This is a genomic window from Paenarthrobacter sp. NPDC091711 (genome assembly GCF_044756605.1).
GTDB lineage: Bacteria > Actinomycetota > Actinomycetes > Actinomycetales > Micrococcaceae > Arthrobacter.
Window position 1 is genome coordinate 14761 of sequence record NZ_JBIVTF010000003.1, and the last position, 16062, is coordinate 30822.

11 protein-coding genes are annotated in these 16062 nt (G+C 62.5%); 10 read left to right on the forward strand and 1 reads right to left on the reverse strand.

Going from position 1 to position 16062, the window contains the following annotated elements; all coding sequences use genetic code 11:
* Window positions 1–10 precede the first annotated feature (10 nt).
* From ACIQH5_RS05815 to ACIQH5_RS05835, 5 genes are all read left to right on the forward strand, one after another.
* Complete coding sequence (locus ACIQH5_RS05815; protein ID WP_400401111.1) at window positions 11–3850, forward strand: NPCBM/NEW2 domain-containing protein; 3840 nt, start codon at window positions 11–13, stop codon at window positions 3848–3850.
* A 112-nt stretch (window positions 3851–3962) separates the two neighbouring features.
* The gene (locus ACIQH5_RS05820) at window positions 3963–5960 is read left to right on the forward strand and encodes a penicillin-binding transpeptidase domain-containing protein (RefSeq protein WP_400401113.1); all 1998 of its coding nucleotides are present in this window, start codon (window positions 3963–3965) and stop codon (window positions 5958–5960) included.
* 67 nt (window positions 5961–6027) lie between these two features.
* Window positions 6028–7710 carry an ABC-F family ATP-binding cassette domain-containing protein gene (locus tag ACIQH5_RS05825; protein ID WP_062072182.1) on the forward strand — a complete coding sequence of 561 codons (1683 nt, stop codon included), beginning with the start codon at window positions 6028–6030 and terminating at the stop codon, window positions 7708–7710.
* 155 nt (window positions 7711–7865) lie between these two features.
* The gene (locus ACIQH5_RS05830; protein ID WP_400401115.1) at window positions 7866–8633 is read left to right on the forward strand and encodes a DeoR/GlpR family DNA-binding transcription regulator; all 768 of its coding nucleotides are present in this window, start codon (window positions 7866–7868) and stop codon (window positions 8631–8633) included.
* Window positions 8630–9817: an MFS transporter gene (locus ACIQH5_RS05835; RefSeq protein ID WP_400401117.1), complete on the forward strand. Its 1188-nt coding sequence runs from the start codon at window positions 8630–8632 to the stop codon at window positions 9815–9817. Before ACIQH5_RS05830 ends, ACIQH5_RS05835 begins: the two co-directional genes overlap by 4 nt.
* Here ACIQH5_RS05835 and ACIQH5_RS05840 read toward each other — a convergent pair.
* Window positions 9762–10466: a phosphatase PAP2 family protein gene (locus ACIQH5_RS05840; RefSeq protein ID WP_400401119.1), complete on the reverse strand. Its 705-nt coding sequence runs from the start codon at window positions 10464–10466 to the stop codon at window positions 9762–9764. The two genes, ACIQH5_RS05835 and ACIQH5_RS05840, sit on opposite strands and share 56 nt — an antisense overlap.
* Window positions 10467–10521: 55 nt before the next feature.
* On the opposite strand from ACIQH5_RS05840, the gene ACIQH5_RS05845 reads away from it, so the two are divergent.
* The 5 genes from ACIQH5_RS05845 (at window position 10522) to ACIQH5_RS05865 (ending at window position 16024) form a co-directional block, all read left to right on the forward strand.
* Window positions 10522–12024, forward strand: coding sequence for a bifunctional phosphatase PAP2/diacylglycerol kinase family protein (locus ACIQH5_RS05845; protein ID WP_400401121.1), 1503 nt, complete (start codon window positions 10522–10524; stop codon window positions 12022–12024).
* Window positions 12025–12172: 148 nt separating this feature from the next.
* Window positions 12173–13114, forward strand: a complete 942-nt coding sequence (locus ACIQH5_RS05850) for an ABC transporter ATP-binding protein (protein ID WP_024818817.1) — start codon at window positions 12173–12175, stop codon at window positions 13112–13114.
* A gap of 5 nt (window positions 13115–13119) precedes the next feature.
* Entirely contained in the window at window positions 13120–14019 is a 900-nt protein-coding gene (locus tag ACIQH5_RS05855; protein WP_400401123.1) for an ABC transporter permease, read from the forward strand.
* Between the two features lie 26 nt (window positions 14020–14045).
* Entirely contained in the window at window positions 14046–15335 is a 1290-nt protein-coding gene (locus tag ACIQH5_RS05860; RefSeq protein ID WP_400401125.1) for a histidine kinase, read from the forward strand.
* Window positions 15332–16024, forward strand: coding sequence for a response regulator (locus ACIQH5_RS05865; protein ID WP_400401127.1), 693 nt, complete (start codon window positions 15332–15334; stop codon window positions 16022–16024). The genes ACIQH5_RS05860 and ACIQH5_RS05865 overlap by 4 nt, the downstream gene beginning before the upstream one ends.
* Window positions 16025–16062 lie beyond the last annotated feature (38 nt).

Consider the following 16062-nt stretch of genomic DNA (forward strand, 5'->3'; position numbering starts at 1 on the left):
TTGGCCTCACATGTCCGCACCCACATTGGGCTTATCCGGCGCTGTCCCCAACAGCCCCGGACGCACCAAAAAGCTAGTCAGGAAGGCCGCCTCCCTCGGCTTGGCCTCGCTGCTCCTCGCAGGAACCATCCCCGCCCTCAGCTACTCGGCTGCCAATGCCGCTCCGGGCGACCCCGCCGCCATCAAAGCAGTCACCCCCGAAGTCCCCGTCGATGCTGCCGGAGTACCTCTCGGAGCGGTGACCGGGTTTACCCAGTCCGGCAACGTCGTCAACCTTTCTGCGGAGAAGGGCGCCATCCGCGTCACGTTCCTGGACGACGGCAACTTCCGCTTGGAAGCCGACCCCAGCGGAAACTTCACTGATCCCGCTAATACGGACCAAGGCGACCCTGCCAGGACCGCCAACATCGTGGTGGGCAAGGATAAGTTCGCCGGCGCCACCCCAACCGTGAACGACGGCGACTGGCTGGTTTTGAAGACCGCCAAAATCAGCGTCGAGATCAACAAGGCCACCACTCAGCTGCGCGTTCTCAGGGCTGACGGCTCGGTGGTTCTGGAGGAATCAGCGCCCATCACCTTCGGTGCCAACTCAGCTACGCAGCATCTCGCACAGCAGGATGGGGAGCAGTTCATCGGCGGCGGCATGCAAAACGGCCGCTCCGTGCACACCGGCGCCCTGATCAACATCGCCAAGAACTTCGACTGGGACGACGACGGCTACCCCAACGCCGTGCCCTACTACATGTCCTCCAAGGGCTACGGCGTCCTTCGCGACACGTTTGCCCGCGGCTCCTACAACTTCGGCGGCCAGCCCACCACCACGCATGAGGAAAAGCGCTTCGACGCCTACTACTTCGTGGGTGACTACAAGCAGTCGCTCGGCGCCTACACCACGTTGACCGGCAAGCCCATGATGCCCCCGGTGTACGCCCTGGAGTACGGCGATGCTGACTGCTACAACCGCTCCAATCCTGGCTATTCGTCGTCAGGATACGGCGATCCCGATGGCGCCAAGCAGCGCACCCCGGACGCCATCAAGACGGCACGGAAGTTCGTGGAGAACGACATGCCTGCCGGCTGGATGCTGGTCAACGACGGCTACGGCTGCGAATACCAGCAACTCCCCGAAACCGTGAGCAACATCGAGGAAGAAACCGACCTCAAAGTTGGCCTGTGGACGCAGCGTTCCCTGACCAACCAGGAGTACGAAGTGGGCGAGGCCGGCGTACGGCTCCGTAAGCTCGACGTCGCGTGGGTGGGTCAGGGCTACCGCCAAGCACTCACCGGTTGCGAAGCAGCGCACGGCGGCATTGAACAGTATTCCAACGCCCGCGGCACCTCGCTCATGGTGGAAGGTTGGGCCGGCTCCCAGCGCTGCGGCATGCAGTGGACGGGTGACCATTCAGGAAACCTCGACGCCGTCCGCTGGCAGGTCTCGGCCCTCACCGGCGCCGGCAACTCAGGTTTGGCGTTCACCACGGGCGACGTTGACGGCATCTTCGGTGGTTCGGCAGAGTCCTACGTCCGCGATCTCCAGTGGAAGGCCTTCGCTCCGGCGCTGTACTCCATGTCCGGCTGGGCAGCCACTGACAAACGTCCGTGGCTCTATGGTGATGAAGCCACGGCCATCAACCGTCAGTACCTCCAGCTCCGCCAGCAGCTCATGCCCTTCATCTACACGCTGGCCCAGGAGTCGTCGGCTACAGGCGTTTCGATGATGCGCTCCATGGCCCTCGAGTTCCCCGAGCAGCAGTGGTCTTATGGTGCCGAGGCGAACAACCAGTTCATGTTGGGCTCCGACTTCCTGGTGGCACCCGTCTTTACCCAGACCGATGTCCGCAACGGCATCTTCCTCCCGGCAGGACACCAATGGGTGGATTACTGGACCGGCAAGCTCTACCAGGGCGGCCAGATCCTGAACGGCTACAACGCACCGCTGGACAAGCTGCCGGTGTTCGTCCGTGCCGGAGCGGTGATCCCGCAAGGCGTCGTGGCGCGCAACGCGTCCTTGGTTCCCGAAGATTCCATGATCACTTTGGACGTTTACGCCCAGGGCCAGGACACCTTCACGCTGTACGAGGATGACAAAGTCACCCGCGAATTCAAGGACGGAAAATCGTCCAGCCAGGTGTTCGCAGTGGATGCTCCGGGCAAGGGCAACAGCAGCGTCAAGGTCTCCATCGGCGAACGGAAGGGCGAGTACACAGGCAAGGCTGCAGCCCGTCCCTACGAGCTGAAAGTCCACGCCGGCGCAGCACCCAAGGACATCAAGATGGGCGGCAGCAAGCTCGCCCAGCACTCCACCCAGGCCGCCTACGCCGCAGCAGCAACCGGCTGGTACTTCGATGAGGCCAACAACGGCACCATCTGGGTGAAGACAGGGTCCATCGCTTCCAACCAGTCCGCCACAGTCCAGCTTCAGCAGGCCGGTCCGCTGGGCGGCAAGAGCCAGGAGGACACCGCAGCCGAGGTTCGTGTAACCACCGGTCAGCAGGTCTTCCAGGACCAGGACACAACCGTCACCGCGGCCTTCGTGAACACTGGAACCAAGGCAAAGAGCAACGTGGTGCTGACTCCGGTGCTCCCTGAGGGCTGGACTGTGGTCTCTTCCTCCGGCGCAGCCGCGGCCAAGGTTGAAGGTGGCGCTACTGCAACCGCCACGTTCGTTATCAAGCCGGGGACCAGCGCGAAGGCGGGCCAACAGACCGTGCGGGTATCGGCGTCGTACGCTTCATCCGGATCCAGCCAGTCCGTAACCGGCGGCAACCAGATCTATGTCGCCTACGGTTCCTTGGCAGCCGCGTACAACACCGTCTCCATCACCACCGTGGCCGGCAAGGCACTTGGAAACTTCGACGGCGGAGGGGCCACCTTCGCTGCCGAACAGCTGGCGGCCGCTACGGTACCGGCAGGCGGTGTCCGGCCGGGCAGCACAGTGACCGTGGACGCCGGAAAGCCCACACAGGTTGACTACACGTGGCCTGCCGTTGGCCCGGACGTTCCCAACTCCGTGGCACTCTCCGCTCAGACCATCGCCGTCCAAGGCAAGGGCACGCACCTGGCAGTGCTCGGATCGGCCGCCGTGGGCAACGGAACCAGCCCGGTGTTGACGCTGACGTACGCGGACGGGACCACCGAGCAGCAATCCATCTTCTTCCCGAACTGGTTGCAGCCCTCGGTCCTGAACGGCGCCGTGCTTGCGGTCTCGGAACAAGGCCGCAACAACGCCAACGGACCGTCGCCGGAGTACACGCAATACAAGTACCAGGCCTTCTCCAACACGGTCCGGCTCAACCCCACCAAAGAGTTGGCGTCCGTCACCCTGCCCACTGACACCCGCGTGAAGTTCTTCGACTGGAAGGTGACATCGCAGCCGTTGCCGAACGTCCCGCTTGGAACGGTGTACGCCTCCGAAACACCGTGGGTCCAGGCTTTGAACGGCTACGGCGTGATCGGCAAGAACGTGGCCAACAAGGACTCCGCGTCGTCCCCGGACAAGCCGCTGGCCGTCAACTACACGGATCCCGTGACGGGTCAGCAGCCTGTGTTCAGCAAGGGCCTGGGCGTTCACGCTGCCTCAAAGATCACCTATTACCTGGGAGGAAAGTGCACCTCTTTCACCTCGCAGGTGGGCCTCGAGAGTGGCTTTGGCGGCAACATCATCTTCAAGGTCAACGCCGACGGAGTGAACAAGTACCAATCGCGGACGTACACACCGGGATTTGCCCCTGAGTCCGTATCCGTTGACCTCACTGGTGCGGCATATGTGGAATTGGTGGTGGACCCCTCCGGATCCATCAACGGTGCACATGGCGTTTGGGGTGATGCCCAGTTCACGTGCGCTCCGTAGCCTGATGCGCAGACCGCCGCCGCTCGCAACTCCATCCGGGGTGGCGGGCGGCGGCTGTCCGTCTGCTGGCCGGGACAAGAAACTGTCAGGGGAACCGGGCATAATGTCGCAAATGGGGAAATTGCAAAAACATCGTCTTGTCCTTGGTCTCGTAACGCTCGTGATGGCCGGCTCGCTAACCGCCTGTGATGACGGCCGCGCCGGTGCGGAAGGAGCAGCCAAGCAGCTCGCCTCCTCGCTGGCGGCGCTCGACGTCGGCCAGCTCGCCGTTGAGGGTAAGGACGCGGCCGCGGCCAATGATCAACTCAAAGCCGTCTTCGAGGGACTCGACGCCAAGCCGTCAGTAGTGTCAGGCGACGTCAAGCTCGACGGCGACACCGCAACTTTCCCCCTTAACTACAGTTGGAACATCGGCTCGGCCAAGTGGGAGTACAGCTCCGAAGCCACGCTGAAGAAGGTCGGCGACAAGTGGGCTGTCCAATGGACCCCTGCACTCCTTGCACCGGAACTCTCCGAGGGTGAAAACTTGTCCGTCAAAACCGTTCCCGCCCAACGCGGCCAGATCCTGGGTGCCGGAGATGCTCCCATTGTTGAGGACCGTCCCGTCTTCCGGGTGGGCATCGATAAGACCAAGGTTCCGGCAGAGCAAGCCGACACTTCTGCGCGAGCCATGGCGGCTCTGCTCGGGCTTGACCCTGAAGAGTACGCCAAGCAGGTTGCTGCCTCAGGTCCGCAGGCTTTTGTGGAGGGCCTTGTGCTGCGCGCCTACACGGCGGACATCACTGAAGCGAAAATCGAGGCCATTCCCGGCGGATCGAGCATCCTGGACTCCATGGCTTTGGCTCCCACCCGGACTTTCGCGCGGGCATTGCTCGGCAGCGTTGGCCAAGCCAGTGCTGAACAGATTGAAAACTCCAACGGTGCGCTCCGCGCTGGTGACACCACGGGTACTGGCGGTCTGCAGCAGAAATACGACTCGTTGCTGCGCGGTAAAGACGGTGTGGAAGTTCTTGCCACCCCCGAGGTGAAGTCCGAAGGCGAGACCCCCGGCACCAAAGTGTTCTTCTCTTCCCTCCCGTCCCCTGGCACTACGCTCAAAACCACGCTGGACCTGAAGCTCCAGCAGCTGGCGGAAGAGACCTTGGCCGGTGTTGGACCGGCGTCAGCCATTGTTGCCCTCAAACCGTCCACCGGGGCCGTCCTTGCTGCAGCCTCCGGACCGGGCAGCAACGGTTACAACACCGCCTTGCTTGGTCAGTACGCTCCGGGTTCCACGTTCAAGATTGTTGATTCACTGGCAATGTTCCGCAACGGCGCAAACCCGGACTCGAAGGTTGAGTGCCCCTCAACGCTGACGGTGGACGGCCGCACGTTCAAGAACGCCGAAGGTTATCCGGAAAGCTCCCTTGGCGCGGTGGCCCTCCGCGACGCTTTTGCGCACTCCTGCAACACGGCCTTCATCAACGCCCGGGATGCCGTCAGCCAGGACCAACTCGAATCCGCGGCGCAGGCTCTGGGCGTGGCGGTTGAAGCTCCCAAACTGGGCGCAGACGCGTTTTTGGGTTCTGTTCCCGGCGCTGCCGAAGGTACCGAGCACGCTGCTTCCATGATCGGCCAGGGCAAGGTGCTCTTTTCCCCGCTCTCGGCCGCGGTCATGGCAGCTTCCGTCGCCAACGGCGCACCGGTTTCTCCGCAGCTCGTGCTGAACGCTGATGCCGCGCAGGGCTCCGAGGCCACTCAGAACCCCAGCGCCGGTGCCACGCCCACCGAAAGTGGCAGCGCGTCGCCGTCGTCCGCTACTGCCTCAGCGCTGCCCGCCTCACCGGCGTCCACCAAGCCCATCACCAGGGAAGAGGCTGCATCCCTGGCTGACATGATGCGGGCCGTAGTGACGTCAGGCCACGCAGGCTTCCTGGCCGAAGTCCCGGGTACACCGGTTGGGGCCAAGACCGGCACCGCGGAATTCGGCAATGACAATCCGCCCAAGACCCACGCCTGGATCGTCGCAACGCATGGGGATCTGGCTGTTGCCGTGTTCGTGGAAGAAGGCGGCCTGGGTGCAACGGTCAGTGGGCCGCTGCTGAAGACGTTCCTCACCGCGGGTGGCTAACACCGACGCGGTCCGCCTGACACCCCCCCCGTCGAGGTCCAATCCACCGCCATGGGAGGATTGAAACGTGGCCCATATTGACGTTTCCGGCATCGACTACTTCCTCTCCGACGGCACCCAGCTGCTCAACGGCGTGACCTTCAAGGTCCCCGATGGCACCAAGACGGCGCTGATCGGGCCCAACGGAACGGGCAAAACCACGCTGTTCAAGATCATCTCAGGTGACCTCACGCCGGATGAGGGTGTTGTTGGCCGCTCGGGAAACATGGGCATCATGCGGCAATTCGTGGGTCAGGTCCGCGATGAGTCCACGGTCCGCGATCTTCTGGTGTCCACGGCCCAGGCAGGCCTCGCAGCAGCTGCCAAGGCGGTGGAAGAAACCGAGCTGGCCATGATGGAGCACGACGACGAACCCACCCAGATGAAGTACGCGCAGGCGATCGTGGACTGGGGAGACGCCGGTGGCTACGACCTTGAGACCGTCTGGGACGAGGTCTGCATGGCAGCCTTGGGGATCTCATTCGATAAAGCGCAGTTCCGCCGCGCCTCCACCCTGTCCGGTGGAGAGCAGAAGCGCCTGGTCCTGGAAGCCCTGTTCGCCGGCCCGGACGAGCTCCTCCTCCTCGACGAACCGGACAACTATTTGGACGTTCCCGGCAAGCGCTGGCTGGAAAGCAAGCTCAACGAGTCCAAAAAGACCGTGCTGTTCATCAGCCACGACCGCGAGCTGCTCAACAACGCGGCCAGCCGTATCGTCACACTCGAGCCCGGCATCAATGGCGCTTCAGCATGGATCCACGGTGGCGGCTTCGGAACATATGTCGAGGCGCGTGCCGACCGCAACGCCCGTTTTGAGGAACTCCGGAAACGCTGGGACGAGGAGCACATCAAGCTCAAGGAACTCGTCAATATGTACAAGAACAAGGCCGCGTTCCGCTCCGACATGGCCAACAGGTACCAGGCAGCGCAGACCCGCCTTGCCAAGTTCCTGGAAGCTGGTCCGCCTGAGGCACTGCCGATCGAGCAGAACGTCAAGATGCGGCTCAAGGGTGGTCGTACCGCCAAGCGGGCTGTCGTGGCCCAAAAGCTTGAACTGACAGGGCTTATGAAGCCTTTCTCTACGGAGATCTGGTTCGGCGACCGTGTTGGCGTACTGGGTTCCAACGGTTCAGGGAAGAGCCACTTCCTGCGCCTGCTGGCCACCGGTGGCACCGATCCGGAGCGGGAGCACCTACCGGTGTCCGACGTCGTGATTGCGGAAGTACCGCACGAAGGGACTGTGAAACTGGGCGCCCGCATCCGGCCCGGGTTCTTCGCACAGACCCACGTCCGTCCCGACCTCCTGGGCCGAACCCTGCTGGAGATCCTGCATCGAGGCGACGAACACCGGTCCGGGCTCGCCCGTGAGGCCGCAGCCGGTGCCCTTGATTCCTATGGCCTGGCCGGTCAGTCCGAGCAGAAGTACGAGTCGTTGTCCGGTGGCCAACAGGCACGTTTCCAAATCCTGCTCCTGCAGCTGTCCGGCGCTACCCTCTTGTTGCTGGACGAGCCCACGGACAACCTGGACCTTCACTCGGGCGAGGCATTGGAGCGTGCCATCGACTCTTTCGAAGGCACCGTCCTTGCGGTCACGCACGACCGTTGGTTCGCCAAGTCCTTTGACCGCTTCCTCATTTTTGGTTCTGACGGCAAGGTCTACGAGTCTGAAGAACCTGTGTGGGACGAGAAGCGCGTGGAGCGGGCCCGCTAACCCCAAACGCTCTCTCACATAACCGCCCCTTTTGGCTGACGCTCTCGCACTTGCTGCGAGAGCGTTTCGCTTTAACCCATGGGATGTGAGAGAGGGATGGTGCGCAAATGATCACACTATGTGATTAATTGAGCACACCTTGCTAGGGTTGAACCATGGGAACTGCTGACCGCCACCGGCTCATAGGAGAGCTGCTGCGCACACGCGAAGAAGCCACCGTTGAGGAACTCGTCCACGCCACAGGAGCCTCTGGCGCAACCGTCAGACGCGATCTGGAAATCCTCGCCGCCAACGGTGTGCTGAAGCGCGTCCACGGCGGCGCCCGCAGCTTGCTGGCACGCGGAGATAACCCAGGCTACGGGCAGCGCGAATTGGAAGATCAGGACGTTAAGGTCAGGATCGCGGGGGCTGTAGACCAGCTCATCAGGGACCGGGAGTACGTGTGGCTGGACAGCGGATCCACGGCAACGGAGGTTGCACGCCGCTTGAGCAACCGTGAAATCACTGTGATGCCCATGTCACTGCACGGCGTCGAATCACTGACTCGCACCAAGGATGGCCGCGCTCCGGAGCTCATCCTCCCGGGAGGCCGCCTCATCCCCGGGGAACAGTCGTTCAGGGGACCCATGACCGAAGCCAACATTCGCTCGCTGAGGTTCGACACCGCCGTCGTAACTCCCTGCGCGCTCAACCTCAAGGACGGCCTGCTGGCCCACGATCTTGATGATGCGGCCGTGAAACGCGCCGGCCTGGAATCCGCGGCGCGGGTGATAGTGGCCTCCGCTGGGAGCAAATGGAATGCCAGCGCGGTGGCCTTGGTGGCAGCCATGGACTCAGTTGACGTGATCGTGACAGACCTTGAACCATCGCCAGAAGACCTCGCCCGGCTCAACAAACTCTCCGTGGAAGTTGTGATTGCATGACCACCAGCACCAAAAGCACCAAGAGCGTCAACGCCGCAGCGGTGGCGACGTTCCTGATCTTCGGCATGAACGGCTTGGTCTTCGCCAGCTGGGCTGCGCGCATCCCGGCCGTCACTGAAGCTCTCAGCCTGACGTCCGGGCAGATGGGCACCCTGTTGCTCTGCACCGCCGTCGGGTCGTTGCTGGCACTGCCGTCGGCAGGCTGGGTTGTGGGCCGGATCGGTACAGCCAACACGGTCCGCCTTGCCGGCATCGTGGCGGGTGCCGCGGGAGCAGCCATTGCCTTCTCGCTCATGGCTGCCTCGGTTCCGGCCACGGCCATTGCCCTGTTCTTCTTCGGCATCGGAATCGGCCTATGGGATGTCGCACAGAACATCGAGGGCGCGGATGTTGAGCACCGGCTCAAGCGCACCATCATGCCGCAGTTCCATGCCGCCTTCAGTGGCGGCGCGTTCCTGGGCGCGCTGATCGGCGCCGGCCTCTCCCAACTGGGTGTGGGGTTGCCGGAGCACTTGTTGGTTATCGCAGCCATTGCTGTCGTCTTGGCGCTGACTGTTCCCAAGTACTTCCTGCCGCACCAGATAGAAGAAATTCACGACGGCGGCGTGGCGGCTGAGAAGGGTCCCACAGCTTGGCGGGATGGCAGGACGCTGCTCATCGGCGTCGTGGTCCTGGGTGCAACCCTTACTGAAGGCGCTGGCAACGACTGGATCGCCAAGGCCGCCGTTGATGGCCTGGGCGCCTCGGAATCCACGGGTGCCTTGCTGTTCGCCCTTTTTGTCCTGGCCATGACCATCATGAGGTTCCTGGGCGGGAAGGCGATTGATAGGTTCGGCCGAGTCGCAGTGCTGAGGGCCAGTATGGCAGCGGCCGCAGCCGGCCTGGCATTGTTCGTCTTTGCCGGAAACGTAGTCCTGGCGGGGATCGGCGCGGCGCTGTGGGGCGTGGGCGCGGCCCTGGCATTCCCCATGGGCATGTCAGCCGCGGCGGACGACCCCAAGCATGCCGCGGCCCGTGTTTCCGTGGTTTCCACCATCGGCTACATCGCGTTCCTCGCTGGACCGCCGCTCCTGGGCTACCTCGGCGACCACACAGGAATCCACCTGGCCTTGCTGGCCATCGGGGCGCCTATTTTGCTTGCCCTGCTGCTTGCCGGCGTTGCGAAGCCTTTGCCGCCCAAATAGTCCGGCCGTCAGCTAGCTCATTCTCTTTGATGCATATGTCGCGGAAACGCCACCACATCAGAAGGACGATGCCAGCGGCAAGACACGCGCCGCCCAAAACGTCACTGAACCAGTGGGCAGAGAGATAAGTGCGGCTGATCATCATGGAGACCACGCCAATGACGGTTATGAATGCCATCCACCAGCGCCCGATCAGCACTGCCAGTACCAGCAGGAATGCAGTGGTGGCAGATACATGCCCTGAAGGGTATGAGCCGGTATCGGTCAGCACTTTAGCCCCTTCAGGCCTGTCCCTCCCCACCACGGCTTTTGCCAGTTGCGTCAGAGCGAGCACCGAAATGCCACTTGCAGCCGCGAAGAGGGCTGCCATGGGTCGCTGCCATACGAGGAGCGAAATCGCGAGCACCACGTGGAAGAAGAGCATCCCGGCATACCCAGCCCAGTTAAGGACAACGTTCACGCCATCCCAGAATGGGGAGTGCAGGCTGAAGACGTAGGACTGCCAGCCGGTGTCCACCCGGTTGAAAGCCGGCTCGCCTTGCCCCGCCATGATCAGCACCCCCGGAACGGCGAAGGCACAGAGCAGGAATACCCCGGGTGTGACCAGCTGCCAGCCAGGACGTGGACGCGGGCGGAGTACTCGAATCATCCATTCATCGTAGCCACGGCAGATGAGCGTCACCGTCAGGCGCTAGTGTGATGTGATGCGAGGCTTCTTGGGCAAAGGCCCCAAACGGGTTGCGAGATTGGACCATTTCCTGGTGCGGGCAGTGTCCCGGCAACCCCAGGGCGATCACGATGTCTTTTTCCGAAGACTCTCCGCTGCGGCCACCAAGGGGAAACTGTGGTTCGGCATCGCCGGAGTCATGGCTGCCTTCCCCGGTAATCCACGGAGGGCGGCGCTGCACGGAGTGCTCGCCTTGGGTGTTGCCTCGGGTGTCACCAATGTCATCTTCAAGAGGGCACTCCCCCGGAACCGCCCGCGCCCGGAACACCTCCCGCTGTTCCGCTTTGTGAATCCACAGCCCACCAGTTCCTCCATGCCGTCCGGCCACTCCGCCTCGGCCGTTGCTTTCGCCGTGGGCGCCGGAGTCGTATCCCCCGCGATTGGAATTGCCTTGGCTCCGATTGCCGTGGGAGTTGCCTATTCCCGCGTGCACACCGGAGCTCACTGGCCCTCCGACGTGGTGCTGGGTTCGGCTCTCGGCGCTGGCGCCGCGCTGGTAACTCGCAAGTGGTGGCCAGCGCGGCCTCCCGAGCCCACTCCGCACCGTACGCCAGCGGAAGCGCCGGAGATCCACGACGGCGAGGGGTTGAGTATCGCCGTCAACGTCATGGGTGGTTCCTACACTCCGGAAACAGGGGAATTACTGAGGAAAATATTCCCAAAGGCGTATATTCGGGAAATTGCCGAGGGCGAGGACATTGCCGCAGAAATTGAAGCCGCGGCAACCAATGCCGGGACCGTTGCCCTGGGGGTGTGGGGCGGTGACGGGACGGTTGGCACCGCGGCGGCTACCGCCGTCGAGCATTCACTGCCGCTTCTTGTCCTTCCAGGCGGAACCCTTAACCACTTTGCGAGGGACCTCGGCACCAGTTCAATCGACGATGCTTTGGATGCTGTGACCAAAGGACACGCAGCGTCCGTTGATCTGGGGCACGTGGTGGTGCAGCGAGGCCTGCCGGACATACCGGAGACAAGTGAACTGGCCATGCTGAACACCGCCAGCGTTGGCGTGTATCCCAATCTGGTCCGCAGGCGGGAGCGACTGCAACCGGCACTCGGCAAACCACTCGCCGGGCTTGTTGCCTCCCTGCGCACCTTCGGCGTGAACTCGCCCACCACACTCACAGTGGACGGTGTGAAACACAAACTCTGGATCCTGTACCTGGGACGCGGCCGCTACTACCCCCGTGACCATGCGCCGCTTCGCAGGCCGGTGCTGGACGACGGTGTGCTGGACGTCCGCATGATCACAGCGGATGAGCCGTTCGCCCGTGCGCGTCTGCTGTGGGCTGTGGTGACCGGCACCGTGGCGGCCTCCAAGGTCACACACCTGACGGAGGCTACGGAGATCACGGTGGAAGCGATCGGGCAGCCACTGGTCCTGGCGGTCGACGGGGAGCCGAAGCCCGGCGTCCGTAGCGCCACCTTCAGCATAAAAGCGCGCGAACTCACCGTGTACTCGCCGTTGCCGGTGGCCTAAAGGGCCGCGCCATCATCCGCGAGGACTACCCTGACTGAACCCTGAATCATCCCTGAGACAGGCGATTTACTGCCCCTCCGTGAGTAGCGTTGTAGGTACATTCAAAACTCACTTGCACGCACATGTGCTCCGAGGAGGGAACGCTTCCATGATCGAAGCAAAAGGCCTGACCAAGGTCTACGGCGAGAAGACCGCCGTAGGCGGCGTCAGTTTCACTGTCCAGGCCGGACGGGTGACGGGCTTCCTGGGCCCGAACGGTGCCGGTAAGTCAACCACGATGCGCATGATCATGGGGCTGGACCGTCCAACAGCAGGTGATGTCACGGTCAACGGCCTGCACTACGCGCAGCATAAGGCTCCGCTGCACCAGGTTGGTGCTCTGTTGGATGCCAAGGCTGTTCACACCAGCCGCAGCGCCTACAACCACTTGCTGGCCATGGCCGCAACGCACAGCATTCCCACGTCCCGAGTCCACGAGGTCATCGAGATGACCGGACTCGGTGCCGTCGCCAAGAAGAAAGCGGGAGGCTTCTCGCTGGGTATGGGGCAGCGGCTCGGTATTGCCGCAGCACTGCTGGGAGACCCCCAAACCCTCATTCTCGACGAGCCCGTCAACGGCTTGGACCCTGAAGGTGTGCTTTGGGTACGCAACCTGGTCAAGTACCTTGCCACGCAGGGCAAGACTGTTTTTCTCTCCTCGCACCTCATGAGTGAGATGGCGCAGACAGCGGACCACTTGATCGTCATCGGCCGCGGCAAGATCATTGCTGATGCACCTGTGCAGGACATCATCGCCGGCGCCCAGCAGGCGAAGACCCTGGTTCGTACGTCAGCTGCCAGCCAATTGTCGGCGTTGCTCGTGGGTGAAGGCGTCCGGGTGGATCAGAGCCAAACCGAAACGCTCGAAGTGGTCGGCTTGCAGCCGAGGGAAATCGCGCAGGTTGCGCTGGACAACAACGTGTTGGTCTACGAGCTCACGCCGCAGGTTTCATCGCTTGAAGATGCTTACTTCAGCCTCACCAAAGACGAGGTGGAGTACCACTCGCACATGACTGGCGAGCCCGTCGCCGCTGCACCGGAAGGAAAGTAAGGACGATGAGCACCATGACTGAAAACCGCACCAATTCACCTGCCCATGCATCGGCCGGCGTCCGGGGCGTGACCTTCGGCGGAATTCTCAAGTCCGAATGGATTAAGCTTCGTTCGCTGACATCGACGGTGATCCTGCTCGCAGTCACTTTGGTGGCCACGGTTGGCGTTGGCGCCCTTGCCGTCCTGATCCGCTTCACCTTCCTGGACCAGATGATCCAGCAGGCCAAAGATGCGGGCCAGCCTGTGACCCCGGAGATGTTGACTCAGTCCTTCCCCCCGGGCTCAGGTTTTGACCTGTACAACCTCCCCAACGCCGGAATCCAGATCGGCACTCTGGTGCTGGGCTCCCTGGCCGTCCTCTTTATCTCTTCCGAGTACGCCACGGGCATGATCCGTTCCACCATGAACGCCGTTCCCAAGCGCATTCCGGCTTTCGCAGCGAAGGCCTTGCTTCTGGTGGTCATTTCCTACGTGATCACCACCATCGCAGCGGTGATCACCTTCCTGATCGCCATGCCCGTATTCCAGGGCCTGGACATGGATCTTGATTGGTCAACCGATGGCGTGATGTACAGCATCTTCACCGGTGGACTGTATGTGGCCGGTGTGGCCCTGATCGGTCTGTCATTGGGCACACTGCTCCGCAATTCCGCGGGCGGCGTCACCGTTCTGGTGGCTTTGTTCTTCGTGTTGTCCATTGCCTCGGGCTTCCTGTCTTTGGTGCCGGGGGACTTCTGGAAGTACGTGCCCCAGTACATTCCCAGCGAGGCAGGTGGCCGATTCCTCTCTATCGGGCACATTGATGGCATCATCGATCCGTGGCAGGGTGGCCTGATCTTCCTGGGCTACGTCCTGGTCTTCCTCATTCCGGCCATGGTGGTCATCAAGAAGCGGGACGTCTAGGACGGGTTGCCGTCTAGGCTCAATTCATGACTGAAGCACCACAGATGAAGGACGCATCGGCCACCACGGCCGATGCGTCCTTCGCTGAAATCGCCCAGCGACGCAGGGGCCGGATCCGGCGCTACTTCTATAAGCGCCCGCGCGCCATGGATGCCGTGGTGATCCTTTGTTACGTTCTGTTGGCGCTGCCCACCATTATTCCGTCCGCCGTCGACGGCAAATGGCTCGTGGTGGCAATACTGCTCTTGATCGCCACGGCGTTGTTCTTCAGGCGCCGGTTCCCTCTGCAGGTGGTTCTCGCCGTCGCACTTCTTGAAATAGCGGCCACCATCCTGAACCCTTGGGGATCGAACGTTTCCGCGGGGCTTTGGTTCGCCCTGTACGCGGTGGCATCGCTCCGGAGGCGCGCACTCACGCTGGTGGTGTTCGCGGCGGCCAGCCTGCCGTTGAGCCTTTTGTACTTGTTCATGTGGACGAGTCCCAGCCAGATGGACAACTTGCAGGACGTTCCGGAGAACTTCCACCTCATCAATAACATCGCCACAGCTGTAACCATCATGCTCTCCAACCTTTTGGCCACAGGCATCGGCATCTCGGTGCGCCAGCGCAGGGAGCATGAAGCGGAGATCGCGGCGTGGGCTGCGCGGACAACGCAGCTTGGCAAGGTCACTGAACGCAACAGGATCGCCCGCGAAATGCACGACGTCGTTGCGCACTCGCTGACGGTGATGATCAGTCTCTCGGACGGTGCCGCGGTGGTGGTCAAGAAGGATCCGCAACGGGCCGGGGACGTCCTCGGCGAACTGTCGCGCACGGGAAGGGCAGCCCTGGCAGATATGCGCCGGGTACTCGGCGTTCTCCGGGACGATTCCGGGCGGCCGGCACCGCTGACACCCCTTGAATCCGGGCAGAACCTGGCGAAACTCCTGGACGGTTTCCGGACTGCTGGATTGCCGCTGCACTACGCCCATACGGGCCCGGGCCTCCCGGCTGATCCGGCCTTTGAACTCACCGTTTACAGGATTGTGCAGGAGTCGCTGACGAACGTATTGAGGTACGGTCGCTCGCTCAGCCGTGTTGACGTTCAAGTGGCTCGCGACGGCGATTTGGTCACCATTGACGTGCTCGACGACGGCCGTGGAACCCGTGAGGGCGGCAGCGAGTCCGTGGGCAGCCTGGGGACCGGGCAAGGCATTGCTGGAATGAATGAACGCGCCGGAATCTATGCTGGAATCGTTACTGCCGGTCCGGGAAAAAGGGGAGGCTGGGCGGTCCACGCCGAGCTCCGCTGGAACGGCGAAAAGGGGGAATCATGACCGAAGACATCATCAACGTGCTGTTGGTGGACGATCAGCCGCTGCTGCGTATGGGCTTCCGGCTCATTCTGGAAGGCGAAGAGGACTTCCACGTTGTGGGCGAGGCTTCGGACGGGATTGAGGCCGTCCGCCAGGTAGAAGCTTTGCAGCCGGACGTTGTACTGATGGACGTGCGCATGCCAGGCATGGACGGCATCGAGGCAACGCGACGCATCTCGGATTCAGGATCCGATGCGCGGGTCATCATCCTCACTACCTTCGATCTTGATGAGTACGCCTTCAGCGGCTTGCAGGCCGGAGCATCTGCGTTCCTGCTCAAGGACGTTGCACCATCTGAACTGGTTCACGCGGTGCGCCTGGTGGCCAGCGGCGATGCGGTGGTGGCACCGCGCGTCACTCAACGCCTGCTGGAAACGTATGTCCGCGGCGGCGTGGTGCCCGGACATTCGCCCATTCCGCACCGTGACCCGCTTTTGGATGAACTCACACCGCGTGAAACCGAAATACTCACCACCATTGCCGAGGGCCTTTCCAACGCTGAGATTGCCCACAAGTTCTTCCTCTCTGAGGCCACAGTCAAGACCCACGTCCGCCGGATCCTGAGCAAGCTCCAGTTGCGTGACCGGGTGCAGGTTGTTGTTTACGCCTACGAAACCGGGCTCGTGGTGCCCAGCAACCCGGATTACTGACGCTCAGTCGCCCGTTTCAAAGCGCCCTGCAACGTTTG